This window comes from Staphylococcus schleiferi, from assembly GCF_025558325.1.
Taxonomy (GTDB): Bacteria; Bacillota; Bacilli; order Staphylococcales; family Staphylococcaceae; genus Staphylococcus; species Staphylococcus schleiferi.
Map to the genome: position 1 here is coordinate 514602 of NZ_CP094712.1, position 19958 is coordinate 534559.

Genomic DNA, 19958 nt, shown 5'->3' on the forward strand with positions numbered 1-19958 from the left:
TGTGTAATGATATATTAAAAGTTACTAAAAATTAAAGATAATAATATTAAAATCACTAAAGTTGAAGAAGATGTAGTTATTAGAGGTAAGAAATCTAACGTCATCTTTGGTACCCTTTCTTACAAGCCTATGACTTGTCCTCACTGTTATCATTCGAATCCAAACCGAATACACAAACACGGAAAACGTTTATCGCGAATTACTTTTTTAAGATTCCAAGAGATAGCAGTGTATTTAAATCTGTTAAAACAACGTTTTAAATGTATGGTTTGTGGTCGGACTTTTACTTCTAAAACAAATGTTGTTGAGGATAACTGTTTTATCTCAAACCATGTTCAGAAAGCCATTATAGATAAAGCAACACAAGTTCGCTCAGAAACTGATATCGCAAGTGATTGTAACGTTTCTGCATCTTCTGTAAAACGTGTGATTCATAAAGTAAGCAATGCCACTTTTCAATAGTGAAATTACTTAAATAGATTGCGTACCGAGTCGAGACTCCCGAGGCATAGAGCCGAAACCGAAAATCCATTTTGGCTTCTTATGAGCTACAATAAAAGCCAAAATTAGTTGAGGTAAGGCGCCTGGGAAAGCGAGACTCGAAGAAGCAATCGGAAGTTTGCGACTTAATTATTATAGACACATAACCACCATATAAAGTGTACAGCCTTTTAATGATTAAAAAGGGAAGAATATTAATGATACGATGTATTTAAATGTTACTATCCGTTTCAGTGTGATTGAAGGGAGGGATTTAATTGACACGTTTTGTAAACCGGTATTATTTTACTTTAATCTTTTTTACTCTTTTAACTATTTTCTCTTTCCCACTGACACAAAAATTTTCTCAAAATACAAAATTATACTTTCTTATGTATATTGTAGTTATCTTTTTCATATTGGGAATGGAATATTTTTTAAATAGGACTCATGATATTAAGAATAAAAACAAGTGGATGCTATTTACTGTCTATCCACTAGCTTTGATTTTAATATTTGCTTACATGTTGTACGCGCTAATTTAATTGATTGAAAGAGGATGTGATAAGTTAGATCTTATACACGCTTTATTGAGCAGAATCAAAGGCGTGTGTATTGATTTGTACTATCATGAAAAGTGAGATGAACAGATAGAGGAGGAATCTTTATGACAAAGACTTTACTTTTAGGTGCTAATGGTGGCGTAGGTCAACATTTAGTGACGTTATTCCAATCAACCGGTACAGATTTTACAGCGAGTGTGCGTGACCATGCACAAAAAGAAGCGTTAGAATCAAAAGGTATTGCCACAGTTTATATTGATATTGAAAAAGAATCTATCGAATCGTTAGCAAAGTTGTTTCAAGATTATAATCAGGTCATTTTTTCAGTCGGTTCTGGAGGACATACAGGGGCAGATAAAACAATCATTATTGATTTAGATGGTGCTGTCAAAGCGATTAAAGCAAGTGAAGCGGCAAAAGTGGAAAACTTTATTATGGTTTCAACCTACGACTCTCGACGTGAAGCGTTTGATGCGAACGGAGATTTAAAACCTTATACTATCGCAAAGCATTATGCGGATGACTATTTAAGACGAAGTGCACTAACAGCGACTATCGTACATCCAGGTGCATTAACAAATGGTTCGGGTACAGGGAAAATCCGTGCTGCGCAGTATTTTGATCAACCGAATGATAGAAAAATTCCACGAGAAGATGTCGCAGCCGTTTTATTTGAAGTCGCGACGAACCCTCAACACTGGGGGAAAGAATTTCAAATTTTAACAGGTGAAACGCCGATTGCCGAAGCATTATCAACATTGTAAATAACTGTTTTTGTTAGTTGATATTGCGCTACGGTATCACTTTTTTAGAACAATAATGTCTTATATGAATAGAGGTATTATTGTTCTTTTTTTGTGTAAAATATTCTATTTATTGATGATTGAGACTTAATTTATAAGAAAAATATTTACATATGTTGCTATAAATCAATTTCAAAAATTAATTTTAAAAATAGCTATTGACAAAAAATTCAGAAAAATATAATAATAGTAAGGAAAAGACATTTTCTAATTATTATATTAAGGGGGAACGCCAATGAAAAAGGCTTATCGTTACGTGTTGTTTTTAGCACTAAGTGTCGTTTTAATATTATCAGCTTGTGGAAAAGGCGGGGATACGACTAAGAGCGATAATAATAAAACTGCAAAAAGTGATGCTAAAGGAGGAACTTTAAATGTAGGTATCGCTGAAGCACCTGAAGGTAATTTTCAATCTATTTTTGCAGGTTCAACTGGTGACTCAGGGGTGATTGACTATTTCAATGATTCACTGATTGAGGTGGATGACCACTTACAAATCAAACCTAAAATTTTGTCATGGGAAAAGCATAAAGATAATGATCTTACTTATACATTCAAGATTAAAAAAGGAATTAAGTGGCAAGATGGTAATCCTTTAACGATTAATGACTGGATCTTCACTTTAGAAACAATTGCAGATCCTGATTATGATGGTCCAAGATACAGTAGCGTTGATATCATTAAAGGGGCAGAAGAAAAGCATAAAGGTCAAGCACAGAACATCAGCGGAATTAAGAAAATTGATGATTATACTGCTGAATTAACATTTAAAGAACATAAAGCTAATAATTTGTTAGCACTATGGACGTCAGCGCCAATTAGTGAAAAAATATTTAAAAATATTCCAGTGAAAGATATGGCAAAATCTGATGCGGTTCGTAAGCATCCTATCGGTATTGGTCCATATAAAGTTAAAAACATTGTTGATGGAGAGTCTATAGAATTAGTTAAAAATAAAGACTACTGGCAAGGCGAACCAAAACTCGACAAAATCAATTTACGTGTAGTAGAACAAACGTCTATGACGCAAGCACTTGAAAAAGGCGATATTGATATGGCTTCCATTACGGCTCCGATTGCTAAAGAAATCAAAGATAGTGGTTCAAGTAACTTGAAATTGTTAGAGTCACCATCAACATCATATGCGATTATCGGTTTCGTATTAAACGATTATGACAAGAAAAGTCAGAAAATTGGCAAAGAAAGACCGAAATACCAAAATAAAAAATTACGTCAAGCGATGGCTTATGCAATCAATCGTAAAGAATGGATCGATGCGTTCTTTTATGGTTACGGTAAACCATTAAATGGTCTCATCCCATCAGCGCACTGGAGTGGTGCTAAAAAAGGTGACGTGAAGGAATATGAGTATAACGTTAAGAAAGCGAAAAAGTTATTAGATGAAGCAGGTTATAAAGACAAAGATGGCGACGGTTGGCGTGAAGATCCAGATGGTAAACCATTTGTCGTTAAATTGAAACATTATTCGGGCTCTAACCCTACATTTGAACCACGCTCATCAGCACTTAAAGGTTATTGGGAAAAGGTAGGACTTAAAACAAAAGTTGAAATGGAAGAGTTTGGTAAGTATTCTTCTGACTTAGAAAAAGCTGACAAAGATATAGAAGTTTATTTCAGATCATGGTCACAAGGTGCGGATCCAGACCCATCAGATCTATATAAATCTACAGCGTTATGGAATGAATCACGCTATAACAATCCTAAAGCAGATAAACTATTAAATGAAGCGTTGGATTCGAAAGTCGTTGGAGATAGTAATAAAAAGCGTAAAGAAAAATATTTAGAATGGCAAAAGATTATGGCTGAAGATGTACCTGTTATTCCGCTTGTTGAATTGAAAGATGTGACAGTTGTAAATAACAGAGTGAAAAACTTCGAAGTTTCATTGAAGGGCTCTAACCCTATTTATGAATGGACTGTTGAAGATAAAAAGTAACAGTTCAACTGTTAGGATGAATGTGAGAAGGGTGGGGTGACGAATAACGTCCCTCTCCTTTTCTTATATTCAAGTATAAAAGTTGTGATTAATGCATAGCGTTTTGTTTTTAAAGGATCATTTTACGTTTTAATATATGACGAACATTTAAATGGGCAAATTAGGGGTGAAAAAATGAATAATAGCAATTTGTTAGAAGTGAAAAATTTATCAACCGCATTTTACATAGAAGGCGAACCGCATCAAGCGATTTCTAATGTGAATTTGGAAGTAAAGAAAGGTGAAATTTTAGGCATTGTAGGCGAATCGGGATCGGGGAAATCTGTTTTGAGCTTATCGATTTTAAAGCTTCTGCCCGAAAAAATTGCGACAATTGCATCAGGTGAAGTGACATACAAAGGGGAACGTATCGATGATATTCAAGCCGATCAATTTAATCGTGTTCGAGGTAAAGAAGTTGCGATGATTTTCCAAGAGCCTATGACATCTTTAAATCCAGTTTTTACCATTGGAAACCAACTTATGGAAATGTTGACGTTACATTTAAAAATTTCTAAAAAAGAAGCAAAAGCGAAGGCGGTTCAATTATTGAAAGACGTGGGTATCCCACGACCAGATAAAGTGATAGATGAATATCCACATCAATTATCCGGAGGGATGCGTCAGCGTGTGATGATTGCAATGGCAATTTCATGTTCACCGCAGTTGCTCATTGCTGACGAACCTACGACTGCATTGGATGTGACGGTCCAAGCACAAATATTAGAACTCCTTAAACGTATTCAGCAAGAAACGCAAATGGGTGTCATTTTTATTTCTCATGATTTAGGGGTGATTTCTGAAATTTGTGATCGTGTGGCCGTCATGTATGCAGGTAAAGTTGTTGAAACTGCTCCAGTAGAGGAGATTTTCCGCCATCCTAAACATCCATATACAAAATTACTCCTCAGAGCTATCCCGCGTTTAGATGTTCAACAAGATAAGCTAGAAACGATTAAAGGTTCTGTTCCGAGTTTAAGTGAACTCCCCCAAGTCGGTTGTCGTTTTGCGAATAGGTGTCCGAATGTGATGCCAATATGTTCAAAACAAAATGTCAATGCTATTTCAATAGCCGAAGAACACCAAGTGTTTTGCCATTTATACGATGATGACGGACAACTAAAGGAGGGGAATGTCCATGGTAAGTGAAAATATTTTGGAAGTGAAGAATCTGAAACAATATTATCCGATTAAAGGTGGCGTGTTCCAACGAAAAGTGGGTGAAGTGAAAGCCGTCGATGATATTTCATTTTCTATAAAAAAAGGGCAGACAGTAGGCTTGGTTGGAGAATCAGGTTGCGGAAAATCGTCAGCAGGTCGCACAATTTTATGTTTACAAAAAGCGGATGAAGGCGAGATTCTATTTTGTGGCCAAGATTTAACAAAGCTTAAAGGTAAAGCTTTGAGAGAGGCACGCAAAGGATTTCAAATGGTGTTTCAAGATCCATATGCATCACTCAATCCTATGCAAATGGTCGGTGACATTGTAGGAGAACCAATTAGAAACTATTATAAGAAAAAACAAAGAGAGATTGAAGATGAAGTGAAAGGCCTGTTAAGACGCGTTGGCTTAAATGATGCTGATTATTATAAATATGCGCATGAATTTTCAGGTGGACAACGTCAGCGTGTCGGTATTGCACGGGCATTAGCACTTAAACCTAAGCTGATTATTGCCGATGAACCGGTCAGTGCATTGGATGTGTCAGTCCAATCACAAGTATTAAATATCATGGATGAATTACAAGAAGAATTCGGTCTTAGTTATCTTTTTATTGCGCATGATTTAAGTGTTGTAAAGCATGTCAGTGATTATATTTGTGTGATGTATTTAGGACATATTTTAGAGCAAGGACCAGCTGAAGAAATTTATAAAAATCCTTCGCATCCTTATACACAGTCTTTAATTTCCGCAATACCAGAAATCAATCCAGACCATAGAAAAAAACGTATTTTACTTGAAGGTGATTTGCCTTCGCCGAGTCATCCCCCTAAAGGGTGTCCATTTCATACAAGGTGCCCTGTGGCAGAGCCAAGATGTGCTGAAATGAAACCAGCCCATGTCGAAGTGAGCGAAGACCATTATGCGGCATGTGTATTATTAAATGATGGAGGGATGACAAAATGACAACATTGATTACAAGACGTATTTTATTAATGATTCCAATGCTTTTATTGATGTCTATCGTGATTTTTACAATTGCTAAGTTACAGCCAGGTGACGCATTTTCTGGCAACATGGATCCGAAAGCAGGACCTAAATACTATGAAGAGGAACGGGAAAAATTAGGCTTAAATAAACCAATCCATGTCCAATATCTCAAGTGGGGTGAGCGCGTCTTACAAGGTGACTTAGGTGATTCCATCCGTTATAAGCGTCCAGTTATGGACTTAGTTAAAGAAAGAATGCCGAACACGATTTTACTTGGCGTAATCAGTCTTGTGATTACATATTTGATTGCCTTTCCTTTAGGGATTTTATCAGGTCGAAAACCGTACAGTTTGTATGACTATAGTATTCAATTATTGAATTATTTAATGCTTGCCATTCCATCATTTGTTGCAGGTGTGTTTGCAATTTATATTTTTTCATTTCAATTGGGCCTTTTCCCATTTTCAGGTTCAGTTGAAATTGGGTTAGAGCCAGGTACGGCACCTTATTATGTAAGTAAAATTTATCATGCCATTTTACCTGGTACTGTGTTAGGCCTGTTGTCTACAGCGAGTTATGTTCAGTTTTTAAGAAATGACATTATTGAAAACTCTCGAAAAGATTACATCCGCACAGCACGTGCTAAAGGTTTATCAGAATCTAAAATCTACAATAAACATATTTTAAGAAACTCGATTATCCCTATCGTTACGTTTTTTGGTGCCGACGTTTTATCTGTTTTTGGGGGTGCGGTGATTACAGAAACCATCTTTTCTTATCCGGGTGTCGGTAAGTTACTTATTGATGCGATTAGTGGTAAAGATTATCCATTAATGATGGCGTTGCTCTTATTCTTTTCATTTTTAGGCTTATTAGCCAATTTGATATCGGATGTCACATACAGCATCGTTGATCCGAGAATTAAGAGTAACTAGGAGGGAAAAGAGATGGATAAATTAAAAAAAGTAAAAAGTAAATCACCTTTAGCGATAGCACGCAAAAAATTCTTGAAAAATAAACCTGCGATGATTGCAACGATGATATTAGCCCTTATTGTAATTATTTCATTTTTAGCGCCTTTATTAGCGCCATATAATCCAAATGAACAAAACCTTGTATTAATTAAAGGGGATATGTCGTCAGAACATTGGTTAGGGACAGACTCAGGGGGACGTGATATTTTAAGTCGCTTGCTCTATTCTGGACGCGTTTCATTAATGTTTGGTTTCTTCACTTCTGTAGGATTGATGACATTAGGCATTATTATCGGTATGATATCTGGATATTATGGCGGATGGGTAGATACGATCTTAATGCGTTTCACTGAATTTGTAATGCTATTCCCTTTCATCCCATTTGCAGTTGTATTAAATGCGACTTTCAGTGGTAAAATTGAAAATCAATATGGCTCAGCTATCGTTTTAGGTGCGGTATTGATTGCTTTGTCTTGGGTTGGGATTGCCCGAATTGTGCGCGGTAAAGTGATGCAAGAAAAAGAAAATGAATACTTTTTGGCAGCTAAATCCATCGGGACGCCGGTTTATAAAATATTGCTCAAACACCTACTGCCGAATATTTTAAGTGTAATCATTGTTCAAGCGACCCTCGTATTTGCGGTACAAATTGTAGCTGAAGCGGGTCTTAGCTTCCTTGGATTCGGTATTAGTAAAAGTGTCCCAACATGGGGTAATATGTTGACAGATGCACAAGAAGGCGATATTTTAAGAAGCAAACCATGGATATGGATGCCACCTGCAATTATCATTACAACAACTATTTTATGTATCAACTTTATTGGAGAAGGGCTTAAAGATGCACTGAATCCTAAATCGAATCGCTAATTGAAAGTGATGGAGATAACAATCTAATAGTTAATGATTAAGCACATACAAGACTTTTCTTTTAGTCATTTCACATATGGATTAAAACACGATACAATAAAGAAAACGATTTAAAAACAGCTTTTAGTTTATAGATTGCGCAAGTCATGATAAACAATACGTCTGAGTAGGGTGCTATGGCTTGTGTCATTGGGATATCACGTTTAACCAAAGGGAGTGATGAAAGTGCTTAAAAAGTTAGTCATTCTATTTTTCGCAATGGTCATTACGACAACAATTAAAGAAACTTATTTTGTGGCAGGAACTTGGCAGTATTTACTGTTACAATCACTTTCATTAAGTTTAATTCTATTCTTTATTTATCATTTCATTGTATTTCAATTAGGGTCAAAGCGTGATGCAACACACCATGAGCATCATCATGCAGTACAAGAACGAGAAGAACATGAGCAAGTGACCCAACGTGTAGTACGCAAATAAGTGAAGTTTTAGTAGTTGCATTATGTATCACTGTGCTTTAATTTGTATCATTGATAATGAGGTAGGACGATGGAATCTAATCCATTTCAGTCCTACCTTTTTTATCGACAAGTTCGCGCTATCTGACTAGCTTTGAATTCTTTATAGATAGCGGTTTATATTTTTATCTTTATGTGTAAGTTATCTTCTTTTGTTTTAAAATACGTGTGTACAAAAAACTTTTCCAATAAATAAGTTAAATGATAAATAACTTAAAAAGTTGTTGATTATTAATTATAAAAATATTATACTATAATCATCAAATAGAAAAGGAAGTGTCCGAATGGAAAAGTTTAAAAAAGTTTTTATGCTTGTCGTACTTCTTTTAGCCATGGTTCCTGTTATTTTCTCACAGGGCAGTTTTACAGCAAAGGCCAATAGTGGAATCTATCCGATTAACGGCTCTGATAAGGCACCTCATAATATTGTGGGAAGACTTGATTTTAAAAATGGTCACTCTGGTACAGGCTTTGTCATTGGTAAAAATACTGTCGCTACAAATAGACATGTTGCGAATAATTTTAAAGGTAAAGATAGTGGCACGTTTAAGTTAGCGTTCAATCAAAAGAATAATGGCCCTAAGTCATTAGGTGATTTTAGTGTAGTAAGTGTTAAATTTGCGCCAAATCAAAATGATGATGTTGCGATTTTAACAGTTGTTCCTAAAAATGGTAATAAAAATGTTGGTGAAGTCGTTAAACCAGCGAATATTGTTGATGCAGATTTTATCGATAAAAACTGGCTTGGAACAGCAAACAACCAATTACATATTGCAGGTTATCCAAATTTAGGAGATCGAAACATTATGTGGGGTTCAGACGGAAAAATTTTAGATTTCGCTTTTAATAGTAATCGTACTTATAAATCTGATATTCTTGCAAGTCCAGGTGCATCAGGTTCACCGTTATTTAATAAAAATAACCAAGTTGTGGGTATTAACAGTAGTTTTTATGCAGATGATCCTAAAGTAAGCGGTGGCTTTTTATTTAAAGAAGATCTATTGCAATTTGTATTAGATAACAGATAGAATCCTTATAAACAATGAGAATCGTAATGACATATCATACAAAGTCGATGGTATGAAAAAGTCGGGACATCAATCCTCAAAAATAGCGCTAAGATGATTTTTAATCGAAAATCGTCTCAGCGCTTCTTTTTTATGATAAAAACTCGCTTACCGAGGGGACAGCCTCATCGCGTTTCTGTTTCAATTAAGCCAAATTGAGATGAGGCTTCAGTCCCTAAGCAAGCAAATCTATGGGGGAGAGTGGATTAAAAATTTTTGTCTCGTCCCATTTGATTTTTAGGTTGTTGTTCAACCTGCAAATTAATTAAGAGAATATTTCTTTTTTCTGTGCATGTCCAAAGATCTTTTCTTTGATTGCTTGTCCAGTCGGTGTTCCAGCTAGACCGCCGATTCCTGTTTCGCGTAATGAAGCTGGTAAGTTTCGGCCCACTTTGTCCATTGCCATAATGACTTCGTCCACAGGAATACGGCTTTCAACGCCTGCTAAAGCTAAATCTGCAGAAATGAGCCCGTTACCTGAACCAATCGCATTACGCATAACACAAGGGATTTCAACTAAGCCAGCAACTGGATCACAAACAAGTCCAAGTAAGTTACTAAGACTGATAGCAATTGCATGACCTGCTTGTTGAGGTGTACCTCCGAACACTTCGACTGCAGCGGCTGCAGCAATGGCTGAAGCTGTACCCACTTCAGCTTGGCATCCACCAGTAGCACCTGCTACCGAGGCATTGTTTGCAATAATCATACCGCACATCGAGGCAGCAAATAGAAATTGGAGCATTTGTTCATTGCTTAACTCATGAGAAGCTTCTAATTTGAAGAGCACACCCGGTATTGTTCCTGAAGAACCCGCTGTAGGGGTCGCACAAATAATTCCCATTGCTGCATTGACTTCATTTGTAGCAATCGCTCCTTTGACCGCCGTCATCATATCGTAACCTGATAACGCTTGATGAGTTTGATTATATTCATGAACTTTAATGGCATCTTGACCAGTATAGCCTGTGACACTTTTAACGCCTTTACCCGTTGTTCCTTTTTCAACAGCATCTCGCATTGTATCTAAATTTTGTTGCATCATATCGAGGACTTCTTCTCTAGACATGCCGCGTGTAGACATCTCCTGCGCAATCATAATTTCTGCAAAAGTTGTGTCGTGTTGTTCAGCATACGTAATTAATTCTTCCATAGTATCAAACATAGAAATCCCTCCATTTATTGTATATATGAAAAGTTTAAGCAAGGATAAGCCGTTTTTAATGAAGTTAATAATGATTCATCAATGGGCTTATTTAAATGTAGTGCTAGAAGACAACGACCTGCATTCATCGTTTTAATTTCTTCATTAATATCTACTTCTTTTTCGACAAGTTGATTGATCAAATGATTCACTTCAGATATCGTACATTCGCCATCAATAACGAGAATATTCGGTGTATGTGACATGAGAATACACATTTGATTGACGTGGATACTTTTCACTTTAAATGCGCCACCACCAATAGAAATTCCATTTAATTCGACGTGACGCGAGCCGTGATCTAATTGAATTAAGGCGCAATTCGGATGTTCCCCTAAACTCGTTCCAGGTTCTTCAATAAATTCAAAGTCAATACCCTGTTCTTTAGCAATTTTTGTAGAGGATTTAATACGTGGGTCAGATGTATTGAAATTAAGTAAGCCTCCGATGATTGCTAAATCTGTCCCATGACCACGGTGTGTTTCTGCGAAAGATTCGTAATAATGTACTTTAATTTTTTCAGGTGTATCACCTAGAATTGCGCGTGCAGCTTTTCCGATTTTAACGGCGCCTGCTGTATGTGAACTTGAAGGGCCCATCATTACTGGACCAATAATATCGAATGCACTTTGATAATCTTTTGTACGAGCCATAATGCGTTTCACTCCTTAACTAGTTTGTTGTTTTAATTGAGGTGTATGCACATTGAATGTAAGTCGTTTTTTGCTAATAAATGTACTGATGATATAACTTAAAAGGATGCTAATGATTGCGACAACAACAATCGTAATGGCTGTGCGCAATGCATCATTAAAGCCTAGGGCAACAATCGGACCTGCAATTGGCGTTGCCATACCTGGTTGATTGACGACAATACCCATATAAGTGATGAATAAGCCGTTGACCATGCCTACAATTGCGTTCGTACCATATAGCTGAATGGGATATTTTGCAATGATATCAATTTGTGTGAGGGGTTCAATAGCGACTGCAAATGCTTTACCAGAGTTACCAATTTTTAATTTTTTAAACAGTACAAAGTTTGCAAACGAGCTACCCATACATCCTAGGGCTCCGATTGCCATTGGAATACCTGTTAAACCGAGTAAACTTGTGAAAACCATCGAACTGAGCGGTGTCATACCTACAACAGGTACAATCGCACCTATAACAAGTGCAAGCGCATAAGGGTTATTATCACCAACAGCAGTTACCGCAGAACCAATTTGTTTAAGAACAGCGATCACGCTTGGTGAAACGAGAGATGCAACCCCATAAGCTAAAGCAGGGGAGACTAAAATAACGACAATCAAATCTAAACCTTCCGGAACATATTTTTCTATAGCTTTAATTCCAAAACCGACGATATAAGCTGCGATAAATGCAGGTAAAAGTTTAAAATCATATAACACCAAACCGGTTAATACCGCAAAGACAGGGTTGATACCAAACTTTAAGCAAGTCAAAATACCTACTGCAACCCCGCTTAAGCTACCCGCAATTTCTCCTAATTTGATAAAGTATTCCAAGTGTAATACACCACCGATGGCATACTTTAAAAACGCTTCAGGTAAAAATGATGCACATGCTGCACCCGATAAGGCTTGTAAGCTGACTTTACCGTTTGGTGCAAATTTTAAGAATAATGTCATCGCCAATAAGACGACCAGTAGTGTTCCAATTCCTAAAATAAAATCCATAACTTTTCCTTCTCTCTTAATTTGCTTTTTAAGTTTTGGATAGCTATCAAAACACCCTCATCATAAAGGCATTTTAGATGCTGTGCAAGCCCTTACATTATACTAAAAATGCAATTTTTCATGTTGTTAACATAATTAATTATATATTTATATAGATTGTGAAAATGAATGTAGTGTTTAATTGTTCATAATACTAAAATTTATCTAAGTATTTCACATTAAAGTTTTAATACGATAAATCAAATTGATTTAATATGACATATTTGTGAATTAATAAAAGTTTAAATATTATTAATTTTCAATCTTATAAAATTACTCAATTTGAATCAAAATACTGCAATAAGTAGTGAGTGATAAATTATGATAATTATGTGAATGGAATCACAAAGATGATGAAATTAAGTTGGATTAGGTGTATAATACAAATAGGGAAAGGAAAGCAATAATTAAAGGATGTGTTAAAAATGAGAAAAGCAATTTTAGAACTAATCCGTTCTAACCAAAGTTGTTACGAAATTTACATTCATACTGGTGTAAGCCAAGGTATTATTTCAGACATCCGCTCTGGCTATCGTACATTAGATGATATTAGTTTACGTGACGCTGAACGCCTTTACGATTATGCGCAACTCGTTGCTGCATAATATTTAAAATATGAGAATACTAACCGAGAGAGAATAAGAGAATAGATGGAAAAGCATATACTCATAAAACCATAGACCTTTCAAACTGGTACGTTTCAAATGTTCCGTTTAGAAAGGTCTTTTAATTTTGTCTATATCGAATATAAGAAGATAAGGTAATGGAAAAAGCAAGATATTACACGTTTGTCATGCCATTCTGGGATAATACTTATAAGGGGGAAGCATGATGAAAATCGGTACTTTATCAGATATCCATTTTGATCGACATCAACAATTACGGATGGAAGATTATATTGAAGCGCTAGCGCAGTTGACGCGTCAAAAAGCGTTAGACATGCTGATTATTGCAGGTGATATTTCCAATCACCATAGCACTACATTGCGCTTTATCGCACAGTTGACTGATAAAGTTGAGTGTAGCGTGTATTTTATTCCAGGCAATCACGATATTTGGCGTCAAGCTGATGAAACAATCACTTCGGAAGAAATTTTAGCTTTATATACAGCGCATCCCCAGTGCCTCATCAATCAACCGCTTGAATTAGGACAATATGTCATCGTTGGCCATATGGGTTGGTATGATTATCGCTATGCAAGTGACAAATATACTTTGGAGAAATTGGAAAAAGGGAAGCATTACGGGGCGACATGGCAAGATAAAGTCCATACGAATTTTGAACAATCTGATCAGATGCTATCCAAACGTTTTGCAGAATCAGTGTTCCATCAATTAGAGCCTTATCAACATCATAAAGTTATTTTAGTCACACATGTTGTAACACATCCGAAATTCGTTGTCCCTTTACCGCATCGGATTTTCGATTTTTTCAACGGTTTTATTGGGACACAAGATTTTGATTGTATTTATGAAAACTATGACGTGGCGTACAGTGTGATGGGGCATGTTCATTTTAGAAAAAGATACACCGAAAATGGCACGACGTATCTTTGTCCTTGTCTTGGCTATCCGCGAGAATGGAGAGGTGGCGATCTCTACACAGAACTCAAAGACGCATTGCAAATGATTGAGCTTCCAGATAGTGATAATCAACACGATTCCAAGCATGTGTAATATAAAAGTATGTCATTGGCCTTGTCACAGCATTTAAATTATAGTAATAAATAGATTGCAAAAGCGTAAGCGTATGTAAAATACAGTGGATAACGATAAAAAAACGACGGAATCAAGTGCACTACAAGATTCCGTCGTTCTATTTATTTTAGGAGAGCGTTATTAAATTATTATTCACACAAGTTGTTTCAAGTTATTTAGTAAAGACCTTTTGTTTCGTTGCTAATGTCTATATAAATATTTTTAACTTGTTGATAGTTTGCAATGGCATCTTTATAAGTTTCACGACCAATACCTGATTTTTTGTAGCCTCCGAATGGCGCACCTTCAGGAACTTGGTTATACGTGTTGACCCATACACGACCTGTACGGACATTTTTAGCTACATTTAATGCACGGTTGATATTTGTTGAGAAAACACCACCAGCTAAGCCGTATTCAGAGTCATTAGCGATTTGAATCGCTTCTTCATCGTCTTTCACTTTAATAATTGTTAATACAGGACCAAAGATTTCTTCTTGCGCTAATTTATTTTTATTATCTTTCACTTCGATTAGTGTAGGTTCAAAGAAATGACCTTTATCTAATCCGTTATCAGTTAAACGGTGACCGCCGACAAGAATATTGGCATCATTTTCTTTCGCATAGTCGATATAACCTTGAATTTTATCGATTTGTGCTTGGCCTGTTTGAGAACCCATTTGTGTTGCACTATCAAGTGGATCGCCAACTCGAATTTGTTTAAATGCTTCAACAAGTCGTGGTACAAGTGTGTCATAAATTTTTTCATGCACAAGTAAACGAGAACCTGCACTACATACTTCACCTTGGTTGAATAAGATACCGAGTTGGATGCCTTCTAAAGCTAAATCTAGGTTTGCGTCATCTAAAATAATATTGGCACTTTTACCACCAAGTTCAAGTGTTGCGGGTACGATACGTTTTGCACCTGCTTCTGCAACTTGATAACCCACATCAGTAGAACCAGTGAATGATAATTTGTCGACACCTTCATGATTGAAAATCGCGTTACCAGATTCTGAACCTTTACCTGTTACGACGTTGACAACACCTGCTGGTAAAACTTCTTGGAAGATTTTAGCCAGTTCAATTAAACTTAGCGGTGTCGAAGAAGAAGGTTGAATAACGACTGTGTTACCAGCAGCTAAAGCTGGACCTAATTTCCATGAAGCAAGTAACATTGGGAAGTTCCATGCAACGACAGCACCGACAACACCAATGGGTTCGTGTTGAATAATGCTCATAACATTGTCTTCAATATTGTTGAGAGAACCTTCATCCGTATCCACAACACTTGCGAAATATTGGTAATGGCGTGCTGCAGAAGGAATGTCGATATTTGCAGACTCACGAATTGCTTTACCTGTATTCAATGTTTCAATTGTCGCAAAATGATCTTTTTTCTCCATTAATTTATCATGGATTTGACGTAATAAATTTGAACGTTCTTGTTTTGATTTGCGGCTCCATTCTGGAAATGCGTCTTGCGCTGCTTTAACAGCTTTATCGACGTCTTGTTCATTGGCTTTAGCGACTTTTGCTAAAACTTCGCCTGTTGCTGGATTGCTGACATCTAAGTACTCGCCAGATTCTGGCTTTACAAATTCTCCGCCAATAAACAGTTCATATTGATCAGAAACATAATCCTTAACATTGATACCCATAATATTGCCTCCTTTTAGTTCAACATTATAAAAAGCGTTATATTTTTGTGTTGTGAATTCATTGGTGAGCGACTTTTTAAAATGTTCCAAAACAAATCTTTCATAGTCTTATTTTAAATCGATATGTCTAAAAGGTAAATTAATCTGACTCATTAAGAAAAATGTGCCTTTCGAAAGGCGGTAAAATGATTGATGCGTAAGACGGGGTAATAAAAAAACAAGCCTCCATAAAAGGAGGCTTGCATACTGGGGAAAGAGAAGTTAAACCGTATCAACGGCTCATGCTTCTAAACATTGTAGTCATGAGTTTTTTATGGAAGACTCATGTTAGAAAATGACTGACACCTTAGTTAGGTAATGAATTCAATTGTTTAATATGATTACTCTTGAGGAAAAATGAACAATCAAATTTACCTGTGACACTTCATCTTATCAGAGATGTGTGAGAAGTATCTGCAAGCAATTATAGCTGAGTTCCAAACTTTTGTAAATAGGAAACATTTCGATTTGTAAAAATTTATCATTCTCGAGTCTGAGAAAAAGTCCGTACTCTTGTCGGATGTGTCATGAAAAATCAAGGGGTATACTGTACATAGAACAGTAAATCAATATTCCCATTAGATAAACTGTTCACACTCATCTCAGTGTAAGTATACTTGATCACCCCGATAAAAAATCAAGTATCCTAAACCTCCTTTAAAGATAAGATAAGTTAAGCCTTAGTTGGTGTAGAACCGATGTGTCCCCGCGCATCGGTTCTTTTTTAATGGCGTTTATTTTATTTTTCGGTTCTTCATTTTTTATGGTGGGATGACATAAGTCATCCTGCTTTTTTGTACAAAAATAGCGCAAATGCCTCTATAATTTTAAGTGACTAAACCAAAAATAAAGGAGACATATTGCGCCTATGTGTAATGATATATTAAAGTTACTAAAAATTAAAGATAATAATATTAAAATCACTTGGAACCCCTCAATTCAATAATGGAGCGATTGAAGGAATTAATCAAAAAGTTAAACTGATTAAAAGAGTTTCATATGGCTATCGCAACTTTTATAACTTCAAAAATCGCATTTTTATTATTTTTAGACTGTATAAAAGACCAAAGAAAAAAGCAATGCCACTTTTCAATAGTGAAATTGCTTAAATAGATTGCGTACCGAGTCGAGACTCCCGAGGCATAGAGCCGAAACCGAAAATCCATTTTGGCTTCTTATGAGCTACAATAAAAGCCAAAATTAGTTGAGGTAAGGCGCCTGGGAAAGCGAGACTCGAAGAAGCATTCGGAAGTTTGCGACTTAATTATTATAGACACATAACCACCATATAAAGTGTACAGCCTATTTTTCCAATCATCTCCTAGGACAAAACATTGCTGCTGTTTCTATTATTTAATACGATTTTTTTGTATGATGTTAATATAAAAATTTTGTATGTTAACAAACTGAGGAAGAGAGTGTGAGAAAAGTGAAACAATTATTAAGGCGTTGGTTTATTGAAGGTTTAAGTTATATGACGTTAGGGCTGTTCAGCTCCTTAATTATCGGATTAATTATGCAAACGTTAGGTAAACAAACATTATTTCCTAATCTCCATTTAGGCTTTTTAGTCGAGATAGGAACAGTAGCACAAAGTTTAACTGGTGCTGCAATCGGTGCGGCTATTGCCTATGGGTTGAAAGCAAAACCCCTCGTCATTTTTGCCAGTGTCATTGTGGGGATGCTCGGTTATGATACGTTTTCCGGTGGTGCAGTAGGGGCCTACTTTGCAACTTTAGTCGCCGTTGAAGTGAGTCGATTATATGCATCTAAAACAAAAATCGATATCATTGTCTCTCCATTTTTAACATTAGTGATAGGTGGCGTTGTGGCAAAGTTTTTAGGCCCTTTTCTAAATCAAATGATGCGTGCCATTGGAAGAGTGATTGTTATCTCTACAGAGCAGCAACCATTTTTAATGGGAATTTTAGTTGCGGTTATCTTTGGATTGTGTCTGACTGCACCGATTTCCAGCGCTGCGTTAGTCTTGATGCTTGATTTATCAGGATTAGCAGCAGGTGCAGCAACAATCGGATGTGTCTGTCAGATGGTTGGTTTTGCTGTTACAGGCTATAAAGATAACGGCATCAGTGGTTTGATTTCAATTGGGATTGGAACAAGTATGTTGCAGGTACCAAATATTTTATTAAAACCATTCATTCTTATCCCACCTACACTCGCAAGCGCAATCATTGCACCGATTATGACAACAATGTTTCCGATGACCAATAATGCGGCAGGTGCAGGAATGGGAACGAGTGGCTTTGTTGGTCAAATTATGACGATACATACGATGGGAAGTCAATTAGATACATGGATACGTATTGCTGTCTTCCACTTTATTTTACCTATCGCAGTGACTTATGTGATTTATCATTTTATGCGTAAGCGTCAATGGATTCACGATGGGGATCAAAAGTTAAATGTAAGTGAGTAAAATATCTTTAAAATTTTGTGAATGTTAAAACACGTATATCTTTTTAAAGCGCTTTCTTGTTACAATAAGGTTAAAGATCTCAACAAAGGGGGCGCCATGTATGGCAACATCTTCAAAGAAGAAAGAGGGAACAACATTTAAGCCTTTATGGTTTATCTTAAGTTTTGTAGCACTTTTTATAGTGCTTTTATTACCGACATCAGACCAGCTTCCAGTGATGGGAAAATGTGCGTTAGCTATTTTAGCGTTTGCAGTCATTTTATGGGTCACTGAAGCGGTCACTTATCCGGTATCAGCGACAATGATTGTCGGTTTGATTATTTTACTTCTTGGCTTTAGTCCAATTCAACATCTTACTGAGTCGCATGGAAATCCTAAAGTTGGGGGCCAAGTCTTAAAAGGGGCAGATGTATTTGGCACAGGAAACGCGTTAAAACTAGCCTTCAGTGGTTTTTCATCTAGTGCTGTTGCGTTAGTTGCTGCCGCACTGTTTCTCGCCACAGCAATGCAAGTCACAAATTTACATAAACGACTCGCTTTATTAGTTCTATCACTTGTAGGTAATAAAACGAAGCGCATCGTCATTGGGGCCATTTTAGTTTCAATTATTTTAGCCTTTTTCGTACCTTCTGCAACTGCACGTGCAGGCGCGGTTGTGCCTATTTTACTCGGTATGGTCGCTGCATTTGGTGCTGCAAAAGAAAGTAAACTCGCAGCTTTACTAATCATTACAGCGGTTCAAGCTGTTTCGATATGGAATGTTGGGATTAAAACTGCAGCGGCACAAAATATTGTGGCAGTTAACTTTATCAATGATCAGTTAGGTCATGATGTCTCATGGGGCGAGTGGTTTTTATATGCAGCACCATGGTCTATCGTCATGTCGATTGTGCTTTACTTTGTCATGCTCAAAGTCGTACCGCCAGAAAAAAATGAAATTGAAGGTGGCACAGAGCTCGTTAAACAACAACTCGCTGAACTCGGTCCTGTAAAACCTAAAGAGTGGCGTTTAATCATCATCTCTGTCTTATTATTAGTATTATGGTCAACGGAAAAAGTATTACATCCAATTGATTCATCATCAATCACATTATTAGCTTTAGCCGTGATGTTAACGCCAAAAATTGGTGTTATGAGTTGGAAAGAAGCAGAACAGCGTATCCCTTGGGGAACGATTATTGTTTTTGGAGTAGGGATTTCATTAGGAAATGTACTATTACAAACACATGCCGCGCAATGGTTGAGCGATGCAACATTCGGATTGTTAGGCTTAAAAGGAATGCCAATCGTTGCGACAATCGCGTTAATTTCTTTATTTAATATTTTAATCCATCTCGGATTTGCAAGTGCGACAAGTTTAGCTTCAGCATTAATTCCAGTATTCATCTCATTGACTTCAACTTTAAGTCTAGGAGATCATGCGATTGGCTTTGTACTTATCCAACAGTTTGTGATTAGCTTTGGTTTCTTATTGCCTGTCAGTTCACCACAAAGTATGCTCGCATACGGTACAGAAACATTTACAGTTAAAGATTTCTTGAAAGCAGGTATTCCGATTACTGTGATTGGCTACTTGCTCGTTGTGTTATTCAGTATGACTTATTGGCAATGGCTTAGCCTATTGTAAAGTCACCTTAGTATCAATGAATAAAAGGTGAAAGGATATGCCGTTGCTTTAACTATATGATGCCAGGTGTTGAGACATCAATCCCAAAATAACTAGCGCTCAGATGATTTTTAATAGAAATTCGTCTGAG

The 19958-nt window shown here is 36.5% G+C and carries 16 protein-coding genes and 2 pseudogenes; 14 read left to right on the forward strand and 4 right to left on the reverse strand.

Annotated features, from left to right (window positions below):
* Nucleotides 1-129: 129 nt before the first annotated feature.
* The 9 genes from MUA40_RS02125 to MUA40_RS02165 all read left to right on the forward strand — a co-directional run bounded on the left by MUA40_RS02125 (nucleotide 130) and on the right by MUA40_RS02165 (nucleotide 9381).
* Nucleotides 130-462 carry a transposase family protein gene (locus MUA40_RS02125; protein ID WP_155976525.1) on the forward strand — a complete coding sequence of 111 codons (333 nt, stop codon included), beginning with the start codon at nucleotides 130-132 and terminating at the stop codon, nucleotides 460-462.
* Nucleotides 463-1147: 685 nt separating this feature from the next.
* The gene (locus tag MUA40_RS02130) at nucleotides 1148-1807 is read left to right on the forward strand and encodes an SDR family oxidoreductase (RefSeq protein WP_016426167.1); all 660 of its coding nucleotides are present in this window, start codon (nucleotides 1148-1150) and stop codon (nucleotides 1805-1807) included.
* A gap of 274 nt (nucleotides 1808-2081) precedes the next feature.
* The gene (gene opp4A / locus MUA40_RS02135; RefSeq protein ID WP_126496057.1) at nucleotides 2082-3803 is read left to right on the forward strand and encodes an oligopeptide ABC transporter substrate-binding protein; all 1722 of its coding nucleotides are present in this window, start codon (nucleotides 2082-2084) and stop codon (nucleotides 3801-3803) included.
* A gap of 174 nt (nucleotides 3804-3977) precedes the next feature.
* Entirely contained in the window at nucleotides 3978-4991 is a 1014-nt protein-coding gene (locus tag MUA40_RS02140) for an ABC transporter ATP-binding protein (protein WP_016426169.1), read from the forward strand.
* Complete coding sequence (locus MUA40_RS02145) at nucleotides 4981-5970, forward strand: ABC transporter ATP-binding protein (protein WP_126496055.1); 990 nt, start codon at nucleotides 4981-4983, stop codon at nucleotides 5968-5970. The genes MUA40_RS02140 and MUA40_RS02145 overlap by 11 nt, the downstream gene beginning before the upstream one ends.
* Nucleotides 5967-6929: an oligopeptide ABC transporter permease gene (gene opp4B / locus MUA40_RS02150; protein ID WP_016426171.1), complete on the forward strand. Its 963-nt coding sequence runs from the start codon at nucleotides 5967-5969 to the stop codon at nucleotides 6927-6929. The genes MUA40_RS02145 and opp4B overlap by 4 nt, the downstream gene beginning before the upstream one ends.
* A 12-nt stretch (nucleotides 6930-6941) precedes the next feature.
* On the forward strand, nucleotides 6942-7835 hold the full coding sequence (opp4C, locus tag MUA40_RS02155) for an oligopeptide ABC transporter permease (protein ID WP_016426172.1): 894 nt from the start codon (nucleotides 6942-6944) through the stop codon (nucleotides 7833-7835).
* Between the two features lie 219 nt (nucleotides 7836-8054).
* Nucleotides 8055-8315 carry a hypothetical protein gene (locus MUA40_RS02160; protein WP_207554598.1) on the forward strand — a complete coding sequence of 87 codons (261 nt, stop codon included), beginning with the start codon at nucleotides 8055-8057 and terminating at the stop codon, nucleotides 8313-8315.
* 322 nt (nucleotides 8316-8637) lie between these two features.
* A complete protein-coding gene (locus MUA40_RS02165; RefSeq protein WP_016426174.1) occupies nucleotides 8638-9381 on the forward strand; it encodes a trypsin-like serine peptidase in 744 nt (247 codons plus the stop codon).
* Between the two features lie 304 nt (nucleotides 9382-9685).
* Here the strand turns inward: MUA40_RS02165 and sdaAA are convergent, their stop codons facing one another.
* From sdaAA to MUA40_RS02180, 3 genes are read right to left on the reverse strand one after another with little or no spacing between them, the layout of a single operon-like run.
* Nucleotides 9686-10585, reverse strand: a complete 900-nt coding sequence (gene sdaAA, locus MUA40_RS02170) for an L-serine ammonia-lyase, iron-sulfur-dependent, subunit alpha (RefSeq protein WP_126496054.1) — start codon at nucleotides 10583-10585, stop codon at nucleotides 9686-9688.
* A 14-nt stretch (nucleotides 10586-10599) separates the two neighbouring features.
* Nucleotides 10600-11277 (reverse strand): L-serine ammonia-lyase, iron-sulfur-dependent subunit beta, encoded by a 678-nt coding sequence (gene sdaAB, locus MUA40_RS02175; RefSeq protein WP_016426176.1) that lies wholly within the window; start codon nucleotides 11275-11277, stop codon nucleotides 10600-10602.
* A 15-nt stretch (nucleotides 11278-11292) separates the two neighbouring features.
* Complete coding sequence (locus MUA40_RS02180; protein WP_016426177.1) at nucleotides 11293-12324, reverse strand: PTS sugar transporter subunit IIC; 1032 nt, start codon at nucleotides 12322-12324, stop codon at nucleotides 11293-11295.
* 464 nt (nucleotides 12325-12788) lie between these two features.
* Between MUA40_RS02180 and MUA40_RS02185 the strand changes: the two genes are divergently transcribed.
* Complete coding sequence (locus MUA40_RS02185) at nucleotides 12789-12968, forward strand: hypothetical protein (RefSeq protein ID WP_016426178.1); 180 nt, start codon at nucleotides 12789-12791, stop codon at nucleotides 12966-12968.
* 226 nt (nucleotides 12969-13194) lie between these two features.
* Complete coding sequence (locus MUA40_RS02190; RefSeq protein WP_016426179.1) at nucleotides 13195-14040, forward strand: metallophosphoesterase; 846 nt, start codon at nucleotides 13195-13197, stop codon at nucleotides 14038-14040.
* Between the two features lie 197 nt (nucleotides 14041-14237).
* Here MUA40_RS02190 and MUA40_RS02195 read toward each other — a convergent pair whose 3' ends face one another.
* A complete protein-coding gene (locus MUA40_RS02195) occupies nucleotides 14238-15725 on the reverse strand; it encodes an aldehyde dehydrogenase family protein (protein ID WP_016426180.1) in 1488 nt (495 codons plus the stop codon).
* 971 nt (nucleotides 15726-16696) lie between these two features.
* Here MUA40_RS02195 and MUA40_RS02200 point away from each other — a divergent pair.
* The 3 genes and pseudogenes from MUA40_RS02200 to MUA40_RS02210 all read left to right on the forward strand — a co-directional run.
* Nucleotides 16697-16873, forward strand: a pseudogene (locus tag MUA40_RS02200) (transposase); the annotation flags it as partial.
* A gap of 320 nt (nucleotides 16874-17193) precedes the next feature.
* Nucleotides 17194-18201 (forward strand): PTS sugar transporter subunit IIC, encoded by a 1008-nt coding sequence (locus tag MUA40_RS02205; protein WP_167732930.1) that lies wholly within the window; start codon nucleotides 17194-17196, stop codon nucleotides 18199-18201.
* A gap of 95 nt (nucleotides 18202-18296) precedes the next feature.
* A pseudogene (locus tag MUA40_RS02210) lies at nucleotides 18297-19828 on the forward strand (SLC13 family permease); the annotation flags it as partial.
* Between the last annotated feature and the right edge of the window lie 130 nt (nucleotides 19829-19958).